This window comes from Rhodococcus sp. NPDC059968, assembly GCF_042738615.1.
GTDB lineage: Bacteria > Actinomycetota > Actinomycetes > Mycobacteriales > Mycobacteriaceae > Rhodococcus_F.
Map to the genome: position 1 here is coordinate 45,328 of NZ_JBHWUE010000004.1, position 14,299 is coordinate 59,626.

Here is a 14,299-nt window from a genome sequence, read left to right on the forward strand (position 1 = left end):
TATTGTCGGCCCTCGAGCGGGCGCGGGGGCAGGATTCACCGAGCCGAGCGCGCGTCACCGCGCGAGAGTCTCCGCCAGTTCACAGAAACGCTGAACCGTGACGCCCGCGAACGTCGGGTTGTAGGCCACCGCCAACCCGATTGCGGGACGGGACGCGGCGGGGACGAGCTGCCGGAACCGCACACCGGTACCCGCTCGCCGCGACGAGCTCGACGGAACGAGTGCCCAGCCGAACCCGCTCTCGACCAGAAACAACACCGTCTGCACTTGCACCGCCTCCTGGGTGACCCGGGGTGAGAACTTCGCTTCCTCGAACAGAATCGACGTCAGCGCGTGCAGGCCGGGCAGGTCCGAGGTGGTGTAGTCGATGAACGGCTCGTCCCGCAGGTCGTCGAGCGAGACCCCGTCCTTCGCTGCCAGCCGGTGTCGCGTGGGTAGGGCGACGACGAAGTGGTCGCGCTCCACGGTGATGTAGCGAATATCGCTTCGCCGCGACAGTGGCACGCGCACTATCCCGACGTCGAGGTGATTTTGTTCGAGCGAGTCGATCAGCTCGGCGTTGGTGAGCTCCGAGAACTTCAACACGATGTCCGGATACTGCTTCTGGAATGCCGGCAGCAGCCGCGGGAGCAGGATGTTCTTGGCGGAACCGACGAAGCCCACGCGCAGCCCGCCGCTGAATCCGTGCGCCGTGGACCGCGCGACCCTGGCCACTTCCTCGGCGTGGAAGAGTGCCGCGCGCGCATCGGTCAGCGCCGCCTCGCCGGCCTTCGTGAGCCGCACCTGATGAGTGGACCGGACGAACAGTTCGGCCCCGATCTCTTCTTCCAGCTTTCGGATCGACACGGACAGGGGCGGCTGCGTCATGTGCAGGCGTTCCGCCGCCGCCCGGAAGTTCAGGGTGTCGGCGACGGCGACGAATTGAGTCAGCTGACGTAACTCCATGGTGATACCCCGTTCGAATCAAGTGATGCCGATGAGCACGCTTCGCTTGTATTAAACAGGCGCCGGGAAGCACTGTGACTCAGACAACAGTCTTCGAGCAATCATGCCCACCATCACCACGGAGGCCATCCATGCCACCTGAGAAACCAGTGCCCGAACTCGCCAATTTCGAGAAGGCGTTCCGCCCCCGATCCGTCGCGGTCATCGGCGCGTCCGACGATGCGACCCGCATCTCCGGACGCGCGCTGCACTACCTGATCCGCGCGGGATACCGCGACGCCATCTATCCGGTCAACAACCGCCGCGGGACAGTGCAGGGCCTCCGCGCGTACGCCGCACTCGCCGACGTCCCCCAGACACCGGACATCGCATTGATCGCCCTTCCGTCCCGGCTGCTCGAGGGCGCCCTCACCGAGTGTGTGGAACAGGGCGTCGGCGCGGCAGTCGTCTACGCCGCGGGGTTCGCCGAGACCGGGTCCGACGGCGCTGCGCTCCAGGACCGGCTCGCCGCGATCGCGGCGGCGGGCGACATCCGGCTGTTCGGCCCCAACTGTCTCGGCCTGCTCCACACAGACAGTGGATTCGCGGGCACATTCAGCAGCGCCTTCGACACGGCTATGCCGACCCCCGGCGGCGCGGCCATCGTCAGCCAGAGCGGTGCCTACGGCGGGCATCTCGCCTACCTGTGCGAGAAGCGCGGAATCGGCGTCGGCTATTGGGTGTCCACCGGCAACGAGGCGGGCACCGACGTCGCCGACTGCATCCACTGGCTCGCCCTGCAGGACGACGTCAGCGTGATTCTGGCGTACGCGGAGGGCGTCCGTGACGGCGAGTCCTTTCGTGCCGCCCTGCAGGCCGCACACGATCACCGCAAGCCGGTCGTGTTCATGAAGGTCGGCCAGTCCGCCGCCGGCGCAACCGCCGCACAGTCCCACACCGCGAGCCTCGCGGGAGCCGACGCGGTATTCGACGCCCTCTGCAGGCAGTACGGGGTGTACCGGGCGCACACCACGCAGGAGCAGGTGGATGTCGCGTACGCCGCCGACCGCGGACGCTTCCCGACGGGGCGCAGCCTCGGGATCATCACCGTGTCCGGTGGTTTCGGCGTGCAGTTGTGCGATGCCGCCGAACGCGGCGGGCTCGATGTCACTCCTCTCGCGGAATCGGGGCGGGCGAAGCTCCGCGAGCTCAATCCGATGGGTAGCGACAACAATCCCTGCGACACCACCGCCGGCTGGCTCAACGACATGAGTCTCATCACCAAGACGTTCGACGTCATGTACTCCGACGGCGGCTACGACAGCATCATCGGATCGTTCACCATGCTCCCCGACTCCCCCACCTACGGCGAGGAGATCCGCAAGGCCATCGGCGCCGGGACGAGCGAATTCCTCGACCGGCCGACGGCACTGTGCATGGAGGCGCGCACCGAGGTGGTCCGGGCGTACGAGCGCGACGGCTTCCTCGTCTTCGACGACTCCGAACGGGCCGTCACCGCGTTGAGCGCGCTCGCGTACTTCGCCGAGCATTTCGACAGCGAGATCGTCCGCCGTGACCGAAAACGAACCACGCGAGCCCCTCTCGGTGCCGATCCGCTGTCGGAACACGCCGCCCAGCAGCTCCTGACCGAGGCGGGCATCCCCTTCCCAGCCTCGACACTGGTCACCCACCCCGACGACGTCGCGAAAGCCGCGGCGGACCTCGGATTTCCCTTGGTCATGAAGATCGTCTCACCCGACATCGCGCACAAGACGGAGATCGGCGGTGTCATTCTCGCCGTCGAGGACGAAGCCCAGGCCACAGCCGCGTACGCGACGCTACTCGAACGGGCGACCGCCGCAGCGCCGTCCGCCCGCATCGAGGGTGTGCTCCTCGGCGTGATGTGCCCGAAGGGTGTCGAAACCATCGTCGGTGTCACCAACGATCCCGTCTTCGGACCCACCGTCATGTTCGGCCTCGGTGGCGTACAGGCCGAACTGTTCCGCGACGTCGCCTTCCGCGTCGGCGAACTCGACCGCGACGAGGCCCTGAAACTGATCCGCGAGATCCGGGGTTATCCCCTGCTCACCGGGTTTCGTGGCGCGTCCGCCGCCGATATCCACGGTCTCGCCGACGTCCTCGTCGCGGCATCGCGGTTCGCCGTCACCCACGCGGACGGACTCGACTCCCTCGAACTCAACCCGGTGGTGGTACTCGAGGAAGGCCACGGCGTACTCGCGCTCGACGCGCTGATCACACTCCGGCCCGACCCCCGCGAGCACTGACGATCGGCTGTTCCGCGTCGTCCCTCGCCCATTTCCCCCTTCGACTCCGGAGAAACCATGTCACTCTCGGATACCCATTCCAGTTCATCGGGTCGCACGCGCCCCGCGGACGCACCTCCGCCCCGCCGCACCAGGATCCGCTTCCTGATCGTGGCACTGCTCTTCATCGTGTCGACGCTCAACAACGCCGACCGCGCGATCCTGTCGATCACCGGCACCGAGATCAAAGCCGACCTGGGCATCAGCGCCATCACTCTCGGCTACCTGTTCTCCGCGTTCGCCTGGGCGTACATGCTCGCCCAGATCCCCGGCGGACGGCTCGTCGACCGCTTCGGCGCCAAGCGCATGTATGCCATCAGCATCTTCGTCTGGTCGCTCTTCACCCTGTTGCAGGGCTTCGTTCCGCTCATGGGACTCGGTGCCGCGGTTGTGGCACTGTTCGCCCTGCGGATCGGCGTCGGCATCGCCGAGGGGCCTGCCTACCCGTCGAACGGCCGGGTAGTGGCCACGTGGTTCCCGTCGTCCGAACGTGCCACCGCCTCCGCCATTTTCAACTCGTCCCAGTACGCGGCGGCGGTCGTGTTCACCCCGTTCATGGCGTGGCTGACGCACGCACACGGCTGGCACTCCGCCTACCTCGCCATGGGCGGAATCGGCATGGCGCTGAGCGCGCTGTGGCTGAGGTTCTACGACCAGCCCCGCGAGCACAGAATGGCCAACGACGCCGAGATCGAGTACATCGCCGAGGGCGGTGCGCTGATCGACATCGAGGAGGAGAGCTCCGCACCGGACGCCCCGAAGATCAACACCTGGAACGCCATTCGACAGCTCGTCGGCAGCCGAATGATGCTCGGACTGTACGCAGGCCAGTTCTTCATCACCACCATCGTGTACTTCTTCCTCACGTGGTTCCCGATCTACCTCATCGAGGAACTCGGAATGCCGCTGCTCGACGCCGGTCTCGCCGCGTCCATCCCCGCGATCTTCGGCTTCCTCGGCGGGATCCTCGGCGGAGTCGTATCGGACCGTCTGCTCACACGAGGCGTGCCGCTCACCTGGGCCCGCAAGATTCCGATCATCATCGGACTCACGTTGGCGACCGTCATCGTCCTCTGCAACTTCACCACCTCGCAGACCGTCGTCATCCTGTTCATGGTGCTGGCGTTCTTCGGCAAGGGCCTCGGCAGCCTCGGGTGGACCATCGTCTCGGACACCTCCCCCAAGGAAGCGGCCGGGTTGTCGGGCGGCCTGTTCAACACGTTCGCGAACGCCGCGGGCATCACCACCCCCATCGCCATCGGCTACATCGTCGACGCCACCGGTTCCTACGACGGAGCACTGATCTTCGTCGGTGTCAGCGCCGCACTGGCGGTCTGCAGCTTCTTGTTCATGGGCAAGATCACCCGCGTCGAGTTGACGCCGGATCGGAACGGAGTCGGCCATGCCTGATGTGCACGTGCATCTCACGATCGAGAACGGTGTCGCGATACTGACACTGGACAATCCACCGCTCAATGTGGTGACCCGCGACTTGACGCGGCAGCTCGCCGACCGCCTCGACGCCCTCGCGATCGACGACACGGTACGCGCCATTGTGGTGACCGGTGCCGGAAGCCGGGCGTTCTGCGCCGGGTCCGACATCTCCGAGTTCCACGAGATGATGGAACCGGGCCAGGTGGTGGAGAAGAAGCTTCGACGGCAGAACGAGATCTTCCAGTTCCTCGCGCACTTCCCGAAGCCCACGGTGGCCGCCCTCGGCGGGCTCACTCTCGGCGGTGGACTCGAAATTGCCTGCTGCTGTGACCTACTGATCGCGGAAGAACAGGTCTCGCTGGCGTTGCCGGAGATCAAACTCGGAGTCTTCCCCAGCAGCGGCGGAACGTTTCGCACCACACGGCGGATCGGGATCGGCCGTGCCAAACAGATGATGTTCTTCGGTGACCCGATCGATGCCCGGACCGCGCTCGACTGGGGTCTGGTCGACGCGGTGGTTCCCCAGGGCACCGCACTGGCCGAGGCGCGGCGCTGGGCCGGGATCCTCACCCGTCGACCCGCTTTCGCCCTGGAGTTGTGTAAGTCGGTGATCAACGCGGCCGACGATCTGGACGAGGAGCAGCTGGTGCAGAAGTCCCTGACCGCAAGCGACCGTGCGTTCAGTTCACCCGAATGCCGCGAAGGCGTGCGCGCCTTCTTCGCCAAGGAAAACCCCGATTTTCGAGTTCAGGAGCACTCATGAGGAGAGCAGCCATCGTCGCCCCGTCCCGCACCGCCATCGGGGCCTTCGGCGGCGCACTGAAGAACGTGGCGGTCGAGGATCTCGGTGCCGCGGTCGCCACCGCCGTCGTCGAACGCAGCGGCATCGACCCCGCCCTCATCGAGGACATGGTGTTCGCCCAGTCGTACGCCAACAGCGAGACCCCCTGCGTCGGAAGGTGGATCGCGCTGCAGGCAGGTTTCCCCCTCGACGTGGCCGGCATGCAACTGGACCGCCGGTGCGGCGGCGGCCTGCAGTCGATCGCCACCGCGGCGATGATGGTGCAGAGCGGCGCCGCGGACGTCGTGATGGCCGGCGGCGTCGAAAGCATGAGCAACGTCGAGTTCTATACCACCGACATGCGCTGGGGTTCGCGTCAGGGAACGGTGAAACTGCACGATCGGCTCGATCGTGGCCGCGAACGTTCCCAGCCCGTCGAACGATTCGGCTACATCTCCGGGATGATCGAAACCGCGGAGAACCTCGCTTCGAGATACGGCATCTCCCGCGACGCTGCCGACGCGTTCGCCGCCCAGAGCCAACACCGGGCCGCGGCCGCCTGGGAGGCGGGACGCTTCACCGACGAGGTCGTGCCGATCAAGGTGCAGCAGCGCACAGCGGAGCCGGTGATCTTCGACCGGGACGAGGGAATCCGCGCCGATTCGAGCGTCGAGAAGCTCGCGAAGCTGCGCACCGTCATGCCGAACGGCACCGTCACCGCAGGCAACGCCTGCCAGCAGAACGATGCCGCCGCGGCGTGTCTCGTGGTCGCCGAGGACCAACTCGACCGGCTCGGTCTCGAACCGCTGGGCTTCCTGCACGGCTGGGCTGCCGTCGGATGCGAGCCCGCCGAAATGGGCATCGGTCCCGTTCCCGCGGTTCGCAAACTGTTCCGCAAGCTCGGCCTGGGCGTCGACGACATGGACCTCGTCGAGGTCAACGAGGCCTTCGCGGTCCAGGTACTCGCGGTTCTTCAGGGCTTCGGCTACGAGGACCAATCGAAGGTGAACGTCAACGGTTCCGGAATCTCCCTCGGCCATCCCGTCGGCGCCACCGGTTCCCGAATCATGACGACACTGCTCCACGAACTGAAGCGCCGCGGGGGACGCTACGGCCTGGAAACGATGTGCATCGGCGGCGGGCAGGGCATAGCAGCCGTCTTCGAATCCGCGTGAGCAGGTGTGCTCCGATCACGCACCGAGCAGCTGGTGCGCCCGCAGGCCGACGTACAGTTCGGCGGCGTCGATGGGGTCGGAGAAGTCGCGTCCCGTGAGGGTGTGAATTCTGCGCAGCCGGTACAGGACGGTGTTGCGGTGGTAGTGCAGCTGGGTGGCCGCCGCGGTGGTGGAGCCGCGACAGGAGAACCACGCATCGAGGGTGGCGAGCAGGCTCTCCTGTTCCTCGGCGGGCAGGCCCAGCACCGGTCCGAGGATCTGGTTCGACGCGAGCTTGCCGGCGTCGGGCACACTGACCAGCAGCAACGACACCGGCACCGACTCGTAGCGGGTGACGGTGCATCCACCGTGTCCCGCGCAGCGACGGGCGATCCGTGCCTGCTCGACGGCCCGGCTCGTCCCGCCGGGACGTCCGAACACCGAGCTGACCCCGATCCGGCCGTGACCGGAGCGGCCGAGGAGGTCCAGCGCGGAATCGAGCACCTCGGCGGTGGCGGCCCACAGCAGTCCGATCCGCCCGTCGACCTCCGTGTCCCACACCGAGTCGACACCCACACCGCGAAGGTCCGACTGCACGACGTCCGCGGCGGACGGAGACGCCGCCGCTTCGACGGACACGACGAGGAAGGTGCTGTTCTCCGGAATCCGGAACGTGCGGAGCGCGTCGGCGGCGCCGGCGGGGTTGGCGGCGTGGTCGCCGAACAGGGTCCTGATCAGCCGGCCCCGCGACTCGGCGTCCTCGCGGGCGCGCAGGTCGGCGGTCTCCCGATATGCCTCCGCGGCGCTGTCCGAGTAGACGTCCACGAGCGCCCACACCTGGGCGGCCATGTCGAGCAGCGCGTTGGTGGCCCGGCCCTCCGAGCGGTTCATCAGTTCGTCCCAGATCAGGCGGCCGCCGAGCCGGAACGCGTGGAGTAGCGCCGCGAGCGGCACACCCTGTTCGGCCTTCAACTGTCCGGCCGCCCGCGCCGCCTCGAGCCGGATCGGCGCACTGCCCGCGAGGTTGCCCAGCATTGCCGTCAGATTGTCGACGCACGCCGCGTACAACTGCTCGGGAGTGAGGAGGGTCGCCTCCACGTAGCCGTGCTCGGCCGACAGGATGCGCGATACGAGTTCCTCGGACAACTGGTCCACGGACTCAAGCATCGATCCCAGAAGATCGGTGGGCGACGGCGCGACATCCGAGCTGACAGTCATCCGGCAAGACTATCGACCGGACGTGGTCCGCGCCATACCCTTTTGTGCGACGGCATAGCCCGCATGTTCACATTGACAGCCGCTGCCTATGGCGCGACGCCGGCAACTGGGACGAGAATCAGTGTTCTACGCCACAGTAGTTTTTCGTTTCTGCGGCGCGGTCCTTCATGTAGTCGACCCGAGCGGAGCTGTCCACAGTGAGCACTTCAGAACCCGAGGCCACCTCCAACACCCCCGACGCGGCCTCCCCACATCCGGACGTCGACGCCGCCCTCGCCGACCTCGCCGAGGGCGAGAAGACCTGGGCCGACCTCTCCCTCGCCGATCGCAGGAAACTCCTCGACAAGGTGCACGACCTCACCGTGCAGCACGCCGCCGACTGGGTGGACGCCGCGGTCGCGATCAAGGGGCTGGACCCGAAGTCGCCGCTGGTCGGCGAGGAATGGATGTCGGGACCGTACCCGCTGGCCACCGGCACCGCGGCACTGTCCGCGAGCCTGGCGAAACTCGAGGCCGGAACCAGCCCGCTGGACGGCGCCACGTTCGGCACGGCCCCCGGCGGCCGCACCACCGTCAAGGCGCTGCCGCTGAACATCTTCGACAAGCTGCTGCTCAGCGGATTCAGCGCGGACGTGTGGCTGCAGCCGGGAATCGATCGTGCGACGGCACAGCGCGACGCCGGCCTCGCCCAGCGCGACCCGTCGCGGACACAGGGCGTCGGCGTGGTCCTGGGCGCCGGCAACATCACCTCGATCGCCCCGCTCGACACCCTGTACGAACTGATCGCGCACAATCGCGTCGTCGCACTCAAGCTCAACCCCATCACCGACCGCCTGCTGCCCGTGCTGACGCGTGTCCTCGAACCGCTCATCTCCATCGGCGCGGTCCGACTGCTGACCGGCGGCGCGGAGGTCGGGACGTATCTGGTGCACCACGACCTCGTCGACCACGTGCACATGACGGGCAGCGCGCTCACCCACGACGCGATCGTGTTCGGCACCGGCGAGGAGGGTGCGCGGCGCAAGGCTGCGAACGAGCCCATCCTCGGCAAGGCCATCTCCAGTGAACTCGGCGGCGTGTCACCCACCATCGTGCTGCCCGGCGACTGGAGCCGCGCCGACATCAAGTTCCAGGCCGAACACATTGCGACGCAGCGACTTCACAACGGCGGCTACAACTGCATCGCGGCGCAGGCCGTGGTCGTGTCGTCCGAGTGGAAGCAGCGCGACGAGTTCGTGGCAGCCCTGAAAGAGGCCCTCGACAAGGCACCGGACCGCACCGCGTACTACCCCGGTAGCGACTCCCGGGTCGCCGCGGCCACCGCGTCGTTCCCCACCGCCGCACGCCTGGGCGAGAACGGCGGACGCGTCCTGGTCACCGATCTCGAGCCCGGCGCCTACGCCCCGCTCCTGCAGACCGAGTACTTCGCTCCGGTGCTCGGCGTGATCGACCTACCCCACGGAGGCGCCGAGTTCGCGGCACACGCCGCCGACCTCGTGAACGAGGACTTCATCGGCACCCTCGGGGTCAACATCGTCGCTGCCCCGCAGACCATCCGCGAGATGGGGGCGGAGTTCGACTCGCTGCTCGAGAGCCTCCGCTACGGGACCATCGCCGTGAACGCGTGGACCGGCGTCGGGTACCTCACCGCCACCGCGACCTGGGGAGCCTTCCCCGGCCACACCCTGAACGACGTCCAGAGCGGCATCGGCGTGGTGCACAACGCCCTGCTCATCGACCGGCCGGAGCGCACCGTCGTCCGCGGCCCGTTCCGCCCGTCGCCGCGGTCGATCCTGAACCGTGAGATGTCCATCTCGCCCAAGCCCCCGTGGTTCGTCACCAACCGAACCGCCGCCACGACGGGCCGATTGCTGACAGGATTTGCCGGTGCACCCTCATGGACCCGGCTGCCGGCGATCTTCGCGTCCGCGCTGCGTGGATGAGGGCGCGTGCCCCCGACCCCTCACCCCCGTCGAAGTGGAGATGAACGATGAATCAGGAACTGTCTGTGGCCGACTACGTGATCGTGGGGTCGGGTTCGGCAGGTGCCGTGCTGGCCGGCCGGCTCAGCGCCGACTCCGGCAGCGAGGTCGTGGTCCTCGAGGCCGGTGGTGAGGACAAGGACAAGTTCGCGCACATCCCCGCCGCGTTCTCGAAACTGTTTCGCAGCGAGATGGATTGGGACTACCTGACGGAGCCGCAACCCGGACTCGGTGGGCGGACGATCTACTGGCCGCGCGGCAAGATGCTCGGCGGCTCGTCGTCGATGAACGCGATGATGTGGGTGCGCGGGTTCGCCGCCGACTACGACGAGTGGGCCGACCTCACCGACGACTCCTGGTCGTTCAAGGAAGTGGTCAAGTACTTCCGCCGCATCGAGGACGTGCAGGGCGCGTCGGACGCCGACAGCGGAACCGGCGGGCCGATCGTCGTCTCGCACCAGCGGAGCCCCCGCGCCCTCACCGGGTCGTTCCTCGCGGCGGCCGAGGAGACCGGTTACCCCGTCGAGCGGGCGAACACCACTCGGCCCGAGGGCTTCTCACAGACCATGGTCACGCAGAAGCGGGGCGCCCGGTGGAGTACCGCCGACGCCTACCTCCGGCCGGCGCTGAAACGGAAGAATCTGACCGTCCTCACCGGCGCCCAGGCCACCCGGGTTGTGTTCGAGGGTTCCGCGGCCGTCGGCGTCGAGTACGAGAAGCACGGGGTGCGGCGCACCGTCCGGGCCGCGAAGGAAGTGATCCTCGCAGGCGGGGCGATCAACTCCCCGCAACTCCTCATGCTGTCGGGCATCGGCGACGAGGCGCAGTTACGTGAGCACGGAATCGCGGTGCAGCAGCACCTGCCGGAGGTCGGGAAGAATCTCCTCGATCACCTGGTGTCGTTCCTCGGCTACAGCGTCGACTCGGACTCACTGTTCGCCGCCGAGAAGATCCCCGAGCTGCTCAACTACCTGACCCGTCGCCGGGGCATGCTCACCTCGAATGTGGCCGAGGCGTACGGCTTCACGCGCAGTCGGGACGATCTGACGCTGCCCGACCTCGAGATGATCTTCGGGCCGGCGCCGTTCTTCGACGAGGGCCTCATCCCGGCGACCGGTCACGCCGCGGTGATCGGCACCATCCTCGTGAAACCCGAGAGTCGAGGCGAGATCTCGCTGCAGTCGGCGGATCCCCTCGCGAAGCCGATCATCGATCCCCGCTACCTCAGCGACAGCGGCGGAGTCGACCGGCGGGCGATGCTCGAAGGACTGCGCCTGTGCGACGCCCTCGCATCGGCCCCGGCGCTGAAGTCGCTGCTCGGCAACATGATTCGCCCGGCGGTGGAGCCGAGAACTCCACTCGGCGAGATTCTCGCGCGGGCGCTGCAGGAGAACGCCCACACGCTCTACCACCCGGTCGGGACGTGCCGCATGGGCAACGACGACGCGAGTGTCGTCACACCCGAACTGCGGGTCCGTGGGGTCGACAAACTGCGCGTCGCCGACGCGTCGATCATGCCCGCCATCATCCGCGGGCACACCCACGCACCCTCCGTCCTCATCGGTGAGCGGGCGTCGGATCTGATCCGCAACTCGTAGGGCGCTTCGCGCCCCGTGCGCCCTTTTGGTAGCGCTGGCAACCAGAAAGGCGCACGGGCGGCGGAGCCGCCTAGTACCGGCGCGCCGCGTAGAACGGCATCGAATCGAGGGGCGCCTGCTTCACGGGCTGCCCGGCGGTGGGCGCGTGGACGACCGTGCCGTTCCCGGCGTAGAGCCCGACATGTTCGGCCCCGTTGAACAGGACGAGATCACCCGGCTGCAGGCTGCCCTTGTCGACGGGCGATCCACCGCCCATCTGGTCGTAGGTGGTGCGGGGCACCGAGATGCCGGCCTGCTTGTATGCCCACTGCACCAGACCCGAGCAATCGAAGGAGTTCGGGCCGGTGGCACCCCAGACGTACGGCGATCCGATCTTCGACTGGGCGGCCGCGAGAGCCTGAGCGCCGTGGGTAGACGGCAACGCCGGCGGGGCGGGCAGTGCCGGCGGGGCGGGCAGCGGTCCCGGGAGGGGCCCAGGGTTCGGAGCCGACGGCACCGGCGGAACACCGGGTATCTCGAATGTCCCAATCCCTGGGATGGTGATCGGCTCCGCTGCAGCGGGAGCAACGGGAAGCAGAAACGCTCCCACTCCCACACCGGCGGCGATCAGAAGACCGCCGGTCGAAAACTGCAGACGATTGCCCCGACGCAATCTATGCTTGGCCATTGAGCTGAGTCCTTCAATTCATTGGTGCCCGTCGACACGAGTGCCGTTCGGACGAGACATTAGATAACATCCCGGTCACGGACTCAGCGGACAACGGCCGAATGGCCCATACAGATACCTGTTTTCGCAGTCCAGGTATATAACGATTAGATATCGAACCGACCGGTCCGTCACGAAACCCCAAAAATAGGTATGCCTTCAGGCAATTCGGCCCGTTACCGACGGCATGCGCGTCATCCACGCTGTGGAGCGTGTCACTGATCCAGAACTCAGAACCCGAGATCTTCGGGGAACCCGCAGGTGCGGACGCCGCGACCCTCACTGTCGTGGGGCGAGGTTCGCCCGTCGTCTTCCTGCACGGATGGGGGCTCACCCCGCGGGTGTACGGCCGCAGCCTGTCGATGCTCGCCCAGCAGGGGCATCGCGTCGTCACTCCGACGCTCCCCGGCTTCGGCGGAACCCCCGACCATCCACCCGAGGCCCGGACCTTCGCCGGTTATGCGGCCTGGCTCGGACGGTTCCTCGACGAGGCGGGAATCAGCGAGCCGGTCACACTGGTCGGCCACTCCTTCGGCGGGGGCGTCGCCATTCAGGCTGCGCACGACCTTCCGGAGCGGGTCGCGCGCCTGGTGCTCGTCAACTCGGTCGGTGGTGGCGCCTGGTCGTCCGACGGCTGGGGAATCCGGCCCATCGGCGAGAGGCCGCTGTGGGACTGGGGCGCTTCGGCGCTGGGTGAGGCGCTGTCGATCCGGACCATCGCGCACACGACGGCGTCGCTCGTCAACGGTTTTCTGCCCAACGCGCTGCGGGATCCGGGTGCGGTCTGGCGAACGGCACACCTGGCCAGACGGGCGGACCTGCGCCACGAACTCGGCGTGCTCGCCGACCGGGGCCTACCGGTGTCGCTCGTCTGGGGTCGCGGGGACCGGACAATTCCTCTCGCCAGCTTCGAGTCGATGCGGAAGGCGCTGCGCAATCCGCCCGTCATCACTGTGACAGGCAACCACGGTTGGCTGATTCACGACCCCACGTCCTTCGCCGACGCCGTCCGCCGGGCACTCCACAGCCCGTGAGTGGTTGACGAGTGAGACTCGCTGACCACGCACGGGCGGCGGAGCCGCCTACACCGCGTTTCCGTCGGCGTCGCTGTGGGGCGGATAGGTGCCGTTCGCGTACGGGTTGTACTCGTTGGTGAAGAGGTCCTCCGCCGCCGCACCCCCCGGTTTCAGCACCCCCAACCGCACGCCCTGGTCGATCCAGATCTGGAACTCCCCGGGGTCGATCACTCCCCCGGGCGCGGGCACGCCGGCACTCTTCCACTGCCGGACGAACTCCGTGGACTCGTTCCGCCCACGATCCTCGATGATCTTCACGAATCGGTCGACCACCTCCTCCTTCGGCACAGTCTGCGTCCACCGCACGGCACGCGCGACCCCCTGCACGAAGTCGCGGGTGGCGTCCTCGTTCTTCGCGATGAAGTCGTTCCGGAACACCACCGCCCCGATCCCCAACGGTCCGGTGAGATCGACATCCGTGAACAGCGGCGTCAACCCGCCCCGGCCGAGCGCGGCATCCTTCACGATCCCACCGAGATTCCCCACGTCGATCTGCCCCGACCGCAGTGCCTGTTCCGTGTTGTTCGGTGGCACGACGGTCAGCTCGACCTGGTTGATCTCGTCGTTGGTCAGTCCGGCGCGAAACAGCCATTCCTTGATGACGTACTCGTGGTAGGCGCCGAGGGTGTTGATCCCCACCTTCTTGCCGATCAGATCACGAGCCGTCCGGATGGGGCTGCCCTCGAGGACGTAGTAGCCGTTGAAGCTGTCGGTCTCGGTGTCGCCGTCCGACCCGTATACCGACACGACTCCGGTCAGCGGCGCCCCGGCGTCGACGAGTTTCGCGATGGCACCGTTGAACGCGGACCCGAAATCGGTGTCCCCCGTGGCCGCCGACTGAATGCTCTGCGGTCCACTCGTCGTGTCACCCAGCCACGCCAGCTGCACCTTCTCGAAGAAGCCGAGGTCCTCCGCGAGTTCCGGGAAGGTGACACTGGCCGGGCTGCCCTCGTACCGCAGCACCGTCTTGCCGTCCGCCGTCGTGCCGCCCCCGGAGGAGGACCCACCACACGCGGCGACCACCAGCGCCATACCGGTGACCAACACCGCCGCAACGATCGACCTGTTGCGGCGCAACCCGATCCGCGACTCAGCCCTCATG

At 67.4% G+C, this 14,299-nt stretch carries 11 protein-coding genes; 7 read left to right on the plus strand and 4 right to left on the minus strand.

Features of this window, described 5'->3' with window-relative positions; genetic code table 11:
- Positions 1-54 precede the first annotated feature (54 nt).
- Positions 55-945 (minus strand): LysR substrate-binding domain-containing protein, encoded by an 891-nt coding sequence (locus tag ACFWAY_RS05745; RefSeq protein ID WP_378453613.1) that lies wholly within the window; start codon positions 943-945, stop codon positions 55-57.
- A 131-nt stretch (positions 946-1,076) separates the two neighbouring features.
- Here ACFWAY_RS05745 and ACFWAY_RS05750 point away from each other — a divergent pair, with 131 nt between their 5' ends.
- The 4 genes from ACFWAY_RS05750 to ACFWAY_RS05765 are packed head-to-tail and all read left to right on the plus strand — an operon-like array spanning position 1,077 to position 6,638.
- A complete protein-coding gene (locus ACFWAY_RS05750) occupies positions 1,077-3,209 on the plus strand; it encodes an acetate--CoA ligase family protein (RefSeq protein WP_378510086.1) in 2,133 nt (710 codons plus the stop codon).
- A gap of 57 nt (positions 3,210-3,266) precedes the next feature.
- Positions 3,267-4,658, plus strand: a complete 1,392-nt coding sequence (locus tag ACFWAY_RS05755; RefSeq protein WP_378453615.1) for an MFS transporter — start codon at positions 3,267-3,269, stop codon at positions 4,656-4,658.
- Positions 4,651-5,445, plus strand: coding sequence for an enoyl-CoA hydratase/isomerase family protein (locus tag ACFWAY_RS05760; RefSeq protein WP_378510087.1), 795 nt, complete (start codon positions 4,651-4,653; stop codon positions 5,443-5,445). Before ACFWAY_RS05755 ends, ACFWAY_RS05760 begins: the two co-directional genes overlap by 8 nt.
- Positions 5,442-6,638 (plus strand): acetyl-CoA C-acetyltransferase, encoded by a 1,197-nt coding sequence (locus ACFWAY_RS05765; protein WP_378510088.1) that lies wholly within the window; start codon positions 5,442-5,444, stop codon positions 6,636-6,638. Before ACFWAY_RS05760 ends, ACFWAY_RS05765 begins: the two co-directional genes overlap by 4 nt.
- A 15-nt stretch (positions 6,639-6,653) precedes the next feature.
- On the opposite strand, the gene ACFWAY_RS05770 is transcribed toward ACFWAY_RS05765, so the two are convergent.
- Positions 6,654-7,835: a PucR family transcriptional regulator gene (locus tag ACFWAY_RS05770; protein ID WP_378453617.1), complete on the minus strand. Its 1,182-nt coding sequence runs from the start codon at positions 7,833-7,835 to the stop codon at positions 6,654-6,656.
- A gap of 197 nt (positions 7,836-8,032) precedes the next feature.
- Between ACFWAY_RS05770 and ACFWAY_RS05775 the strand changes: the two genes are divergently transcribed.
- Both ACFWAY_RS05775 and ACFWAY_RS05780 read left to right on the plus strand, forming a co-directional pair.
- Positions 8,033-9,778: an aldehyde dehydrogenase family protein gene (locus ACFWAY_RS05775; RefSeq protein ID WP_378510089.1), complete on the plus strand. Its 1,746-nt coding sequence runs from the start codon at positions 8,033-8,035 to the stop codon at positions 9,776-9,778.
- 47 nt (positions 9,779-9,825) lie between these two features.
- Positions 9,826-11,415: a GMC family oxidoreductase gene (locus tag ACFWAY_RS05780; RefSeq protein WP_378510090.1), complete on the plus strand. Its 1,590-nt coding sequence runs from the start codon at positions 9,826-9,828 to the stop codon at positions 11,413-11,415.
- A 70-nt stretch (positions 11,416-11,485) separates the two neighbouring features.
- On the opposite strand, the gene ACFWAY_RS05785 is transcribed toward ACFWAY_RS05780, so the two are convergent.
- Positions 11,486-12,082, minus strand: coding sequence for a C40 family peptidase (locus ACFWAY_RS05785; RefSeq protein WP_378453620.1), 597 nt, complete (start codon positions 12,080-12,082; stop codon positions 11,486-11,488).
- A gap of 251 nt (positions 12,083-12,333) precedes the next feature.
- On the opposite strand from ACFWAY_RS05785, the gene ACFWAY_RS05790 reads away from it, so the two are divergent.
- Positions 12,334-13,155, plus strand: coding sequence for an alpha/beta fold hydrolase (locus ACFWAY_RS05790; RefSeq protein WP_378510091.1), 822 nt, complete (start codon positions 12,334-12,336; stop codon positions 13,153-13,155).
- A 48-nt stretch (positions 13,156-13,203) separates the two neighbouring features.
- On the opposite strand, the gene ACFWAY_RS05795 is transcribed toward ACFWAY_RS05790, so the two are convergent.
- Positions 13,204-14,298, minus strand: coding sequence for an ABC transporter substrate-binding protein (locus ACFWAY_RS05795; protein WP_378510092.1), 1,095 nt, complete (start codon positions 14,296-14,298; stop codon positions 13,204-13,206).
- Position 14,299 lies beyond the last annotated feature (1 nt).

What these genes read in the sequence shown, in the direction of transcription:
- ACFWAY_RS05785 (WP_378453620.1), bottom strand. Translation starts at nt 12,082, where the DNA reads ATGGCCAAGCATAGATTGCGTCGGGGCAATCGTCTGCAGTTTTCGACC.
- ACFWAY_RS05760 (WP_378510087.1), top strand. Translation starts at nt 4,651, where the DNA reads ATGCCTGATGTGCACGTGCATCTCACGATCGAGAACGGTGTCGCGATA.
- ACFWAY_RS05755 (WP_378453615.1), top strand. Translation starts at nt 3,267, where the DNA reads ATGTCACTCTCGGATACCCATTCCAGTTCATCGGGTCGCACGCGCCCC.
- ACFWAY_RS05795 (WP_378510092.1), bottom strand. Translation starts at nt 14,298, where the DNA reads ATGAGGGCTGAGTCGCGGATCGGGTTGCGCCGCAACAGGTCGATCGTT.
- ACFWAY_RS05780 (WP_378510090.1), top strand. Translation starts at nt 9,826, where the DNA reads ATGAATCAGGAACTGTCTGTGGCCGACTACGTGATCGTGGGGTCGGGT.
- ACFWAY_RS05750 (WP_378510086.1), top strand. Translation starts at nt 1,077, where the DNA reads ATGCCACCTGAGAAACCAGTGCCCGAACTCGCCAATTTCGAGAAGGCG.
- ACFWAY_RS05770 (WP_378453617.1), bottom strand. Translation starts at nt 7,835, where the DNA reads ATGACTGTCAGCTCGGATGTCGCGCCGTCGCCCACCGATCTTCTGGGA.
- ACFWAY_RS05765 (WP_378510088.1), top strand. Translation starts at nt 5,442, where the DNA reads ATGAGGAGAGCAGCCATCGTCGCCCCGTCCCGCACCGCCATCGGGGCC.
- ACFWAY_RS05745 (WP_378453613.1), bottom strand. Translation starts at nt 945, where the DNA reads ATGGAGTTACGTCAGCTGACTCAATTCGTCGCCGTCGCCGACACCCTG.